This window comes from Haloleucobacter ellipsoideus (genome assembly GCF_052491725.1).
Genome location: NZ_JBQWAR010000017.1, coordinates 329,670 through 341,088, shown reverse-complemented (window position 1 = coordinate 341,088; position 11,419 = coordinate 329,670). Strand labels below are relative to the sequence as shown.

Annotated in this window: 9 protein-coding genes; 4 read left to right on the top strand and 5 right to left on the bottom strand. The window is 63.1% G+C overall.

What is annotated here, in order from left to right:
• Positions 1 to 14: 14 nt before the first annotated feature.
• Both ACT6QG_RS06840 and ACT6QG_RS06835 read right to left on the bottom strand, forming a co-directional pair.
• On the bottom strand, positions 15 to 794 hold the full coding sequence (locus ACT6QG_RS06840; protein WP_444976806.1) for an enoyl-CoA hydratase-related protein: 780 nt from the start codon (positions 792 to 794) through the stop codon (positions 15 to 17).
• A gap of 35 nt (positions 795 to 829) precedes the next feature.
• A complete protein-coding gene (locus tag ACT6QG_RS06835; protein ID WP_444976805.1) occupies positions 830 to 2,083 on the bottom strand; it encodes a CaiB/BaiF CoA transferase family protein in 1,254 nt (417 codons plus the stop codon).
• A 172-nt stretch (positions 2,084 to 2,255) separates the two neighbouring features.
• Between ACT6QG_RS06835 and ACT6QG_RS06830 the strand changes: the two genes are divergently transcribed.
• Complete coding sequence (locus tag ACT6QG_RS06830) at positions 2,256 to 3,881, top strand: sigma-54 interaction domain-containing protein (RefSeq protein ID WP_444976804.1); 1,626 nt, start codon at positions 2,256 to 2,258, stop codon at positions 3,879 to 3,881.
• A 135-nt stretch (positions 3,882 to 4,016) separates the two neighbouring features.
• On the opposite strand, the gene ACT6QG_RS06825 is transcribed toward ACT6QG_RS06830, so the two are convergent.
• The gene (locus tag ACT6QG_RS06825; RefSeq protein ID WP_444976803.1) at positions 4,017 to 5,234 is read right to left on the bottom strand and encodes an ABC transporter substrate-binding protein; all 1,218 of its coding nucleotides are present in this window, start codon (positions 5,232 to 5,234) and stop codon (positions 4,017 to 4,019) included.
• 351 nt (positions 5,235 to 5,585) lie between these two features.
• Here ACT6QG_RS06825 and ACT6QG_RS06820 point away from each other — a divergent pair, with 351 nt between their 5' ends.
• Positions 5,586 to 5,993 (top strand): VanZ family protein, encoded by a 408-nt coding sequence (locus ACT6QG_RS06820; protein WP_444976802.1) that lies wholly within the window; start codon positions 5,586 to 5,588, stop codon positions 5,991 to 5,993.
• A 201-nt stretch (positions 5,994 to 6,194) separates the two neighbouring features.
• Here the strand turns inward: ACT6QG_RS06820 and ACT6QG_RS06815 are convergent, their stop codons facing one another.
• Positions 6,195 to 7,631: a class II 3-deoxy-7-phosphoheptulonate synthase gene (locus ACT6QG_RS06815; protein WP_444976902.1), complete on the bottom strand. Its 1,437-nt coding sequence runs from the start codon at positions 7,629 to 7,631 to the stop codon at positions 6,195 to 6,197.
• A gap of 284 nt (positions 7,632 to 7,915) precedes the next feature.
• On the opposite strand from ACT6QG_RS06815, the gene ACT6QG_RS06810 reads away from it, so the two are divergent.
• Entirely contained in the window at positions 7,916 to 8,323 is a 408-nt protein-coding gene (locus ACT6QG_RS06810; protein ID WP_444976801.1) for a DUF930 domain-containing protein, read from the top strand.
• A 263-nt stretch (positions 8,324 to 8,586) separates the two neighbouring features.
• Complete coding sequence (locus ACT6QG_RS06805) at positions 8,587 to 9,840, top strand: multidrug effflux MFS transporter (protein WP_444976800.1); 1,254 nt, start codon at positions 8,587 to 8,589, stop codon at positions 9,838 to 9,840.
• Between the two features lie 104 nt (positions 9,841 to 9,944).
• On the opposite strand, the gene gor is transcribed toward ACT6QG_RS06805, so the two are convergent.
• On the bottom strand, positions 9,945 to 11,309 hold the full coding sequence (gor, locus tag ACT6QG_RS06800) for a glutathione-disulfide reductase (RefSeq protein WP_444976799.1): 1,365 nt from the start codon (positions 11,307 to 11,309) through the stop codon (positions 9,945 to 9,947).
• Between the last annotated feature and the right edge of the window lie 110 nt (positions 11,310 to 11,419).

The following is an 11,419-nucleotide window of genomic DNA, read 5'->3' as shown; positions in this document are numbered from 1 at the left end:
TCCTGCCACAGGGCTCACTGGCCGAACCGCGACGGGTCCGGCTTGCGGCGCCCGGCAAAGGATTCCGCCAGTTCGCGGGATTCATCGCTGTCGAGATAGCCCCGCAGCAGCAGGTCATGAGACAGGCGTGCCAGCCCGCCAACGCCGGAATGGCGGGCGGAGAAGGCGGCCTTCAGGGCGGCGATGGCAAAGGGGCCGCGCTCGGCAATGGTCATGGCCATGTCACGGGTGGCGCTGGCCAGCTCATCATCCGGCACCACCTTGTTGATCAGGCCATAGTCCAGAGCCTGCCGGGCGGTGAGCTTCTCGTTGAGATACCAGATCTCCTTGGCGCGCCGCTTGCCCACCAGATCCTCAAGATACCAGGTGCCATAGCCGGCATCGAACGAGCCAACCATCGGCCCCACCTGACGGAAGATGGCGCTTTCCTTGGCGATGGAAAGGTCGCACACCATCTGCAGCACATTGCCGCCGCCGACAGCGTAGCCATTCACGCTGGCAATCACCGGCTTCTGGAGCCGCTCTATCGCGTCATACATTTCCAGTGTCGGCAGCACGCCGGCATAGAGATGGGTCTCCTCCAGCCCATCCTTGCGCCCGCCCGTACAGAAGAAGCGGTCACCCGCCCCGGTAAGCACCAGCACCCGCGTGCGGGTTTCATTGCGCACGGTCTCGATGCAATCGCGCAGTTCACGGCACATGGTGGCATTGAACATGTTGCCATCATCCGGCCGGTTCAGGGTCAGCGTGCCGACAGGACCATCTTCGTGATACAGAATGGTTTCGTAAGACATGGGCTTTCCTTCCAGAATTCCTGTTCAGGCTGCGTTCAGATCACGCCCGACCTGCGCAACGTCTCGATTTTTTCCGGGTCATATCCAAGAAGATCGCGCAGCACCGTCTCACTATGCTGGCCCAGCCGTGGCGGGGCGCTGACATAGCCTGCGGCTTCACCATCGATATGGATGCCCAGAGAAACCTGCGGGATCTGCCGGCCATCCTGCGCGATCTGGAAGAAGGTTTCACGCTCGCGGAAGTGGTGATCCTGAACGACTTCATCGACCCGGTAGATGGGCCCGGCCGGAACACGCGCCTTTTCAAGGCGCTCAAGCCATTCGGCACGCGGCCGGCCGATCAGGATGGACTGGATCCGCTCCACGATCCGGGCGCGATTGGTGCGGCGGGCGGCATTGGTGGCCACATCTGCCCCCTCCGCGCCCTGCGGATCCCCCACCGCCTCCCAGAAGCGCTTCCAGATGGCATCATTGCCGAGGCCGAGGGTCATCGGCAGGTCTGCCGTCTCAAAGGTCTGGTAGATGGCGATGACGCTGTCCGTGCCGCCACTGCGGCGTGGCACCTCGCCCGAGCCGAGATAGGGCACGATGCGCGGCGACATGAAGCGGATCATGCTCTCCGCCAGCGCCACATCTATGGCGCAGCCCTGCCCTGTTGCCGCGCGCCGGTTCAGGGCGGCCAGTGTCGCCAGCGCGGCGTCCGCGCCCGCCAGCATGTCAGCCGCGGGTGAACCCACCTTTTGCGGCGCGCTGGCGGCCGGCCCCGTCAGGTCCATCACGCTGGAATAGCCTTCAGCGATCAGATCATAACAGGGGCGCGCGGCATAAGGGCCATCGAGACCAAAGCCGGTGAGCGAGACATGCACCAGCCCCGGGCGGGTGGCCCGCGCGGTCTGCGCATCCAGCCCGAACTTGCGCTGCACGGATGGGAGCTGGTTTGTCACCAGCACATCCGCCTTGTCGAGCAGGCCGGCCAGCACCTCGCGTCCTTCCGGGCCGGAAAAATCGAGCCGCACGCTCTTCTTGTTGCGGTTGACGGAGAGGAACCAGAGAGACTCCCCATCCAGAAAGGGAGGGCCCCAATGGCGGGCATCATCACCGCCCGGTCGCTCCACCTTCACTACGTCCGCTCCGAAATCGGCAAGCAGCATGGTGGAATAGGGGCCGGCGATGGACGTTGTCAGATCCAGCACGCGCACGCCATCCAGCATGCGGAACTTGTCCGAGCTGCGACCGGGCGGCAGATCCGAAACAGGCAGGGTGGCAACAGTTGGATTGGCGATATTCATTGTTTGGCATCCTTGGGCGATACTCAATAAGCAATGTTCGTGCCAATCTTCTCAAATCCATGTGTTTCCTGAATTTTCCCTCTTGCGCTCGTCTCACCATTCCTGTTTGATGTTCTCACCATGGACACTCGATCGGAGCCACTGTCCTCCGACGGAACACCCGGAACACAGCATGTCTGCCCCCCTGGACATTGTCCTCATCGACGACACTGGCACCGTCTCCTTCGCGACAGAGCCGGCGCGCCTCTCGGGCCTCGCGGAGGCGGTGGCGCGTCATGCGCGGGGCGTTGCGGCGGGAAAGCGCATTTGCGCGCTCACCTTCCAGGATGCATCCTATGTGGTCCTCACGGGCCATGTGGCGGATGGACAAACCGCGCTGATTGTCCACCCCGAGGACAAGACATCCACGCTCATGGACTTCATCGTCAGTGTGGACATCGCCTTCGACATCCTGAATCACTTTCTCACCAATCCTTATGAGGGTGTCACGGTTGTCGATCATGAGGCGGTGCTGCGCTATCTCAGCCCGGTTCATGAGCGCTTCTTCGGCCATGCGCGCGGAGATGCGGTGGGCCGTCCTGTCGATGATGTCATCGAGAACACCCGCCTTCATATTGTCGCCAAGAGCGGCACGGCGGAAATCGGGCAGGTGCAGGAAATGCGCGATGTCACCCGCGTGGTGAACCGCATCCCCATCCTGCGCGATGGCCATCTGGTGGGGGCCATCGGACGGGTGCTGTTCAAGGCCCCCGAGGAGGTGCATGAACTCTCGCGCCAGATCTCCTCCCTGCGGGCCGAGGTGGACTATTACAAGAAGGAGCTGGCGGGCCTGCGCCATCGCGCTTTCGGGCTGGATGAAATCGTCGGTGAAAGCGATGCCATCCGCCAGCTCAAGGACGAAATCCGCAAGGTCGCCCCGCTGGATGTGCCGGTTTTCATCTCCGGCGAGAGCGGCTCCGGCAAGGAGCTGGTGGCCCACGCCATTCACAATCTCAGCCGCCGGGTGGAGCGGCCCATGGTGGTGGTGAATTGCGGCGCGCTGCCCTCCACCCTCGTGGAAAGCGAACTGTTTGGCTATGAGGGCGGCGCCTTCACCGGTGCACGGCGCGAGGGACGCAGCGGCAAGTTCGAGATGGCCGACCGCTCCAGCCTGTTTCTGGATGAAATCGGCGACATGCCGATGGAAACACAGGTGAAACTGCTGCGGGTGATCGAGAATGGCGTCTTCGAGCGTGTCGGCTCCAACCGGACCCGCACCACCAATTTCCGTCTCATCAGCGCCACCAATCGCGATCTGCGGCGGATGATTTCCGAAGAAGCCTTCCGGGCAGATCTCTATTTCCGCATCAATGGCGTCACGCTCACCGTGCCTCCCCTGCGCCAGCGCTCGGCGGATATTCCGCTGCTCGCCCGCCATTTCGTGCAGCGGGTGGGGCAGCGTATCGGCTCCAATGTGCGCCGCATTCATCCGCGGGCGCTTGAGCTGCTGCAAAGCCTTTCCTGGCCGGGCAATGTCCGCCAGCTGCATCATGAAATCCAGCGCGCCATGATCTTCGCCGATGGCGCCGAACTGACAGCCAGAAACTTCAGCAGCCTGGAAGACATGCCGGAACAGCACCAGGCCCAGCCCCTCTCCCCGCCTTCCAACACCATTCGCGAAACGGTGGGAAATGTGGAGCACGCCCTGATCCGTGAAGCGCTGGAGCGCCACAATGGCAACAAGAAGCGGGCGGCCGAGGAACTCGGCATCTCGCGCTCCTATCTCTACAAGAAGTTGGCGGAGATGCCGAACCGCTGAGACACACGAAGGCCGGCTTCCGCATCACGGATGAACAGGGGCAGGACACTGCCAGGGAACGGGATGGAAATGAGCGCCCTGCCCCTCTCCGGCCCGGCCGGAGCCGGGCGGGAAAACGGGAGCCGAGGAAACGCCTCAGCCCTTCTTCACCAGACGACAGGTGGACTGATCCAGTGGGCGAAAGGCCTGATCCCCGGGAATGGTGCGCAGCACCTTCATCAAATCCCACTCGCCGGTGGATTCATCCGGTGTCTTCACCTCCACCAGATACATGTCATGCACCATGCGCCCATCCGGCCGGATCACCCCATTCTTCGCGAAGAAGTCATTGACAGGATTGGCCTTCATCCATTCCGTCACCTTCCCGGCATCGTCCGTGCCCGTGGCCGCGACACCCTTGAGATAATGCATGGTGGCCGAATAGGCCCCGGCCTGCACCATCGAGGGCTCCGCCTTCATGCGCGCATGATATTTGCTGGAAAAGGCCCGGCTCTCATCATCACGATCCCAGTAAAAGCCGGTCGTGAATTTCAGCCCCTGGGCAACGGGCAGCCCCAGCGCCTTCACATCATTGATGAACACCAGCATGGCCGCGAGGCTCTGCCCGCCCTCGGTAATGCCGAACTCACTGGCCTGCTTCACGGAGTTCACGAAATCCGTCCCGGCATTGGCAAGGCCGATCACCTGCGCGCCCGAGGACTGCGCCTGCAACAGATAGGAAGAGAAGTCCACACTGGACAGCGGCACCCGCACATTGCCCAGCACCTTGCCGCCATCAGCCAGAACCACCCGGCTGGTATCCGCCTCAAGGGCATGCCCGAAGGCATAATCGGCCGTGATGAAATACCAGTTCTTGCCGCCCTCCTGCACGATGGCCGTGCCGGTGCCGGTGGCAAGGGCATATGTGTCATAGACATAGTGAATGCCATAGGGCATGCAGCCATCATTGCTCAGGGCAGTTGTCGCAGAGCCCGCGCCAATGATGATGCGCTTTTTCTCGTCGCCCAGGCGAAACAGCGCAAGGGCCGAGGCGCTATCGGTGGATTCCACCACCATGCGGACATTCTCACTGTCAAACCAGCGCCGTGCGATACCCGAGGTGACATCCACCTTGTTCTGGTAATCGGCAGAGACAACTTCAATCGGCCGGCCATTCACCTTTCCGCCGAAATCCTCGACAGCCATTTTCACGGCCTCGACCACGCCCGGCCCACCATGGCGGGAATAGACACCGCTCATATCCACCATAGCCCCGATCTTCAGGGGGCCCTGCCCTGCCTCCTGCGCCATGAGACCCGATGCCGGCATGCAGGCAAGAGCCGTGGCCAGACAGGCGATCTTTCCAAACTTCATATGCTTTCTCCCTGGCAAGACCCGCAATGCAGGCCCTGTGACCTCTCCGCATGATGCAATTCATGCGCTGTCACTTGCCGAGAAGAGTGCAACAGGCATGCCAGCCGCATGGCCGCCTGAAAGACAGTTTTATTTCAATATGTTATCTGGAAATTTGAAAAGCCGGGAGATGTCCTCGCCCGGATGACACTGTCCTTGGTGAAGACACTGCCGCGCTTTCGTCGGAAACAGGCCGGATAAGGGGCGAGAAAAACCGCATCCCTGCGTCAGGTCATACCCCCGGCGACATGGAATATGCGACCGTGCCGCCTGTCACTCCTCCGAAATGCCCGGGAGAAACCCTTCCTATCCATGACAAAACCCTCCCACCTGCTCAAGGCTGTTGCGGCCTGCGGGCTGATCATCATCGTCACCCTCTCCCTTTTGCCGGGAAGCGCCATGGTGCGGCTGCACGTGCCGGGGTGGATCGAGCATTTCTGCGCTTATTATGCCGCTGCCACCCTGCTTGTGCTGGCCCTGCCCGGCCGGCGCAATCTTGCGCTCATCATGCTGGGGCTGGTCGCGCTCGCGGGGCTCATGGAAGTGTTGCAGCATTTTTCGCCGGGGCGCACCCCGAAGGTGACGGATTTCCTCGCCGGCTCGACAGGCGCCCTGCTTGGCGCGGCAATCGGCACATGGTTCCGGGTGAAGAATGTCTCACATGATCCGGACACGGACACCACACCGCGTGTGACACGCCGCCAGCCGCCCGAAAGCTAGCGGGCGCACCATTCTGGCCCACCTGCCTCAAGGCGCCTGATATTCAGCCGGAAAACACCCGCCCGGAGCGTGGGCCGGATCAGCGCGCAAGAGCGCGATAGGAGACCCGCGGCACGCCTGCCTCAAGACAGGCCCCCCCAAAACAGAACACCCCCGGTTTGCACCGGGGGTGTCTTGATGTCTGGCAGGATCAGCGCTGGATCACTCCGCCGCAACCGGCTGGGCACGGCCGCGGGATTCGCGCTCCTTCTTGAGCAGCTCGGCCACCATGAAGGCGGTTTCGATGGACTGCTCGGCATTGAGACGCGGATCACACTGGGTGTGGTAGCGATCCCGCAGGCCCTCATCCGTAATGGCGCGGGCGCCGCCCGTGCACTCGGTCACATCCTTGCCGGTCATCTCCAGATGCACGCCGCCGGGAATGGTACCCTCAGCCGCATGAACCTCGAAGAAGGTGCGGATTTCCTTCTGCACCAGATCGAACGGACGGGTCTTGTAGCCCGAGGCCGCCTTGACGGTGTTGCCGTGCATCGGGTCACAGGACCACACCACCGTGCGCCCCTCCTTCTCCACGGCGCGCACCAGCGCGGGCAGATGCTCACCCACCTTGTCCGCGCCGAAGCGGGCGATGAGGGTGATGCGACCGGCCTCATTGTCCGGCTGGAGAATGTCCAGCAGGCGGATCAGCCCATCAGGCGAGAGCGAAGGGCCGCACTTGATGCCGATGGGGTTGCGGATGCCGCGGAAGAACTCGACATGCGCATGGTCCGGCTGACGGGTCCGATCGCCGATCCACAGCATGTGGCCGGAGGTGTCGTACCAGTCGCCAGAAGTGGAATCCACACGGGTCAGGGCCTGTTCATAGCCAAGCAGCAGCGCTTCATGGCTGGTGAAGAAGTCCGTCGAGCTCAGCTCCGGATGGTTGTTCGGGTCGATGCCGCAGGCGCGCATGAAGTCCAGCGCTTCGGTGATGCGGTTCGCCAGCTCCTGATAGCGGGAGGACTGGGGCGAATCCTTCACGAAGCCCAGCATCCATGTATGGGCATTGCCAAGATTGGCATAGCCGCCATTGGCAAAGGCGCGCAGCAGGTTCAGCGTCGCGGCGGACTGGCGATAGGCCTCGATCTGGCGGCGCGGGTCCGGCACACGGGCTTCCGCCGTGAAGGCGATGTCGTTGACATTGTCACCACGGTAGCTGGGCAGGGTCACGCCATCCACCGTCTCGGTGTCAGACGAGCGCGGCTTGGCGAACTGGCCGGCAATGCGCCCGACCTTCACCACCGGCGAGGATCCGGCGAAGGTGAGCACCACCGCCATCTGCAGGAATACCCGGAAGAAATCGCGGATATTGTCCGCGGAATGTTCCTCGAAGCTTTCGGCGCAATCGCCGCCCTGCAGCAGGAAGGCCTCGCCGCGGGCCACGCGGGCCAGCTCGGCCTTCAGCTTGCGGGCCTCGCCGGCAAAAACGAGCGGCGGATAGGAGGCGAGCTTGGTCTCCACCTCGGCAAGTGCGGCCTTGTCCGGATAATCAGGCATCTGCACGCCGGGATAAAGCCGCCAGCTCTCCGGACGCCAGCCTTCGGCGCGGCGGGAAGCCTCGGCGCCAGGGACGGGTGCGGAGTGCGGGCGGGTCACCATAAGACTCTCCATCATGCATATCTCGAAACGGGCAGCCCCATGGCAGCCCGGTTTGGGTTCCGGCAAGGCGTTCCGCTTGTGTTCGCGCGCCGGAACGACGGCTTATACATGAACACGGACACTTTCGGAAGGACAATGCTCCTCCGACATTTGGTGTGAAGGCCCGGCGTTTTCCACCCCTGGGTGCAAAGAAAGATGGAATCTCCCGAGCGGCCATCCCGGTAACGGCGGAGTGGCGATGGGCCTGCCATTTCACGGTCACATTCCGCCTTCAGAAGGCCGTCATGCTCCATTCCAGAACCATCATTCTTTGCGCCGCGCTGGCCCTTGCTCCCATTGGTGGCCTCTCGGCGGCAGAGCCTGCACATGATGTCCACAGCCGTTCCCTGCTGAAGCTGGAGCTCGGCACCCGCATCGAACAGCGCTGTGATGAGCGCGCCGGCAGCGAGGTTGCCAGCCACCATGCAGGCTTCAAGCCCGACAAGGTGATTGCCTATGCCTTGTCCGACCCGGAAAAGCATGGCACCGAAATCATCGCCAGAGGGGCCCTCGTGCGCGACCATGGACACTGGTACCGCCTGTTCTTCCGCTGCAAGACCTCGTCCGATGGCCTCAGGATCATCTCGTTCGAGCATGAGCTTGGCCCGGAACTGCCCGGCTGGGACATGAGCGAACTGTATCACGGCGACTGACCCGCCCCGGCACCGGAGCGAGGGCTTCGGGGCCAGAGCTTCGGAGACAGGGCGGAAGCGGCCTGTGCCAAGACCCGCGCGGCCTGAATCCTGCCCTTGCGTCAGCCCTTGGGGCATGCGCAAAGCTCTCTTCTCCTGGTGCAGAACTTCGCTTATGTCTGCCCCCAGCCGGAACCGCGCAAGGCGCAAGCCCGCATGAGCGCGTGTCCGTTCCCGTTTGTCTGCCTGTGTCTGTTGCGGGACACGCACCTCATCGAGCTACCATGGCCACTCCCCAGGACACGTCCCTGCCCAAGACGCGGGACAGTTCCCCTCTGCCCTTTCCCGAGTTCGTCGCCCTTATCGCGCTGATGATGGGCATAACCGCCTTTTCCATCGACAACCTGCTGCCCGCCTTTCCGGCGATGAGCGATCATTTCGGCCTGAACCACGCCAATGATGTGCAGGTCACCATCTATGCCTATCTCATCGGCTTTGGCGCGGCGCAGATCTTCTATGGTCCGCTGTCCGATGTCTTCGGCCGCCGCCCGCTCCTGGCGGCCGGGCTGGCCATCTATATGGCCGGCGGCATTCTGGCGCTGCTGGTGAATGACTTCACCTGGCTCATCGTCGCCCGTGTCATCCAGGGTATCGGGGCGGCCTCCCCGCGCGTGCTCTCTGTCGCCATCGTGCGAGACAGATATGAGGGGCGCGACATGGCGCGCATCATGTCCTTTGCCATGATGGTGTTTCTGGTCGTGCCCATTCTGGCCCCGGCCATAGGTTCGCTGGCGCTGCTGTTCGGGCCATGGCACCTCATCTTCGTATCCATGCTGGTGCTGGCCGCGCTGCTCTGGGTGTGGTTCTCCCTGCGCATGCCGGAAACGCTGCACCCGGAATATCGCACCCCCTTCTCGCTCTCGGGCATCAGCGCCGGCATCCGCCTGACGGTGAAGAGCCAGCGGGCCCTTGGCTATTCCACTGCCATCGGCCTCATGGTGGGGGCGCTGATGACCTATGTGGGCACATCATCACAGGTGTTCGAAACCGAGGTCTACAAGCTGGGCCACTGGTTCCCGCTGGTATTTGCGGCAGTTGCGAGCGTGATGGCGGTTGCCTCCTTCATCAATGCCATTCTGGTGCGGCGCATCGGCATGCGCCGCCTCTCGCATGGCGGGGTGGTCGGCTTCATGCTGGTTTCGGCGGTGATGGTGGCCTGCGCCATGATGTGGAACGGGCACCCACCACTGCTGCTGTTCATTGCCCTGCTGGCCCTGGCCCAGTTCCTGTTTTCGCTCACCGTGCCGAATTTCAACTCCATGGCGATGGAGCCTTTGGGCGCGGTGGCCGGCACGGCCTCTTCCTTCATTGGCTGCTACACCACGCTGATGTCGGCCATTCTGGGCCTGCTGGCCGGGCGGATGCTGGATGGCACGGTGCTGCCGCTCACCCTCACCTATCTGGTGCTGAGCGTTCTGGCGCTGCTGGCCGTCCTGTGGGCGGAAGGCGGCAAGCTGTTCGGTCATCAGGCAGACTGAGCGGCGGCCGGGGCCCTGGCGTCATCCAGCCCGTTCCAGCCATAAAAAAGGGCGACACCACATGGCGCCGCCCTTTTTCATCACTCCGGCACCTCTGGCCGCTCTCAGTTCGCCCTGGTGCGCATGGTCACCAGCTCTTCCGCGGCGGTGGGGTGCACCGCGACAGTGCGATCGAAATCCGCCTTGGTGGCGCCCATGCCCAGAGCGATCGCCGCAAGCTGGATCATCTCCCCCGCCGCCTCGCCAATGATATGGCAGCCCAGCACCCGGTCGCTCTTCGCATCCACCACCAGCTTCATGAACATGCGGCTCTGGCGGCCGGAAAGAGCGGCCTTCAGCGGGCGGAAGGCGGATTTGTAAATATCCACCTCATGCCCCCTGTGGCGGGCCGCCTCTTCCGAGAGCCCCACCGTGCCGACCTCCGGCTCACAGAACACGGCGGTGGCGATCAGGCTATGGTCCACCACCCAGGGCTTGTTGCCGAACACGGTATCGGCAAAGGCATGCCCCTCGCGAATGGCCACCGGGGTGAGATTCACGCGATTGGTGACATCGCCCACCGCATAGATGGATGGCACGGAAGAACGGGAATACTCATCCACCACCACAGCGCCCACCTTGTCGAGCGCGACGCCGGCTTCCGCCAGCCCCAGCCCCTGCGCATTGGGCACGCGGCCAATGGCCAGCAGCACCGCATCCACCTCCAGCGTGCTGTCGTCGGAGAAGGTGACGCGCCGCCCGCCATCCGCTGTCGCATCGATACGGCTGAAGGAGACACCCTTCACCATCTGGATGCCGGATGCCTCCACCTCGGCCAGCACATGGGTGCGCACTTCCTCATCGAACCCGCGCAGCACATGGCCGCTGCGCGAGGCCAGGAACACCTCCGCCCCCAGCCCGCGCAGCAGGCAGGCAAATTCCAGCCCGATATAGCCCGTGCCCTGAATGAGCACACGCTTGGGGAAGCGCGGCAGATCGAAGAACTCATTGGAGGTGATGGCCAGTTCACGGCCGGGAATATCCGGCCCCAGAGAGGGCCGGCCACCGGTGGCGACGAGAATATAGCGCGCCTGAATCTCTTCTCCCGTCGCCTCGATGCGCACCGTGTTCGGCCCCGTCACCACAGCGCGCGAGGCCACCTGCTCCACACCCGCCGCTTCCGCATTGCGCTTGTAGATGCCCTCAAGGCGGGCGATTTCCCTGTTCTTGTTTTCAATCAGGGTGGGCCAGTCAAAACGGGCCTCGCCCACCTGCCAGCCGAAGCCGGCCATGTCCTCCAGCTCATGCGCATAGCGCGAGGCATAGACGAAGAGCTTCTTGGGCACGCATCCGCGGATGACGCAGGTGCCGCCGGTGCGGAACTCTTCCGCCATCATCACCCGCGCGCCATGTTGCGCGGCAATACGCGCAGCCCGCACCCCGCCCGAGCCAGCCCCGATGACGAACAGATCCACCTCTTTGCGCGACATCGACACTCTCCGCTCTGAAATCGGCATCCGGTTCAACGGGCTGCCTGAAACTTGTGTGTTGAAAGGCTTGACGGAGCAACCACTCTATCGTCAACCCCCAAGCTTGCAAT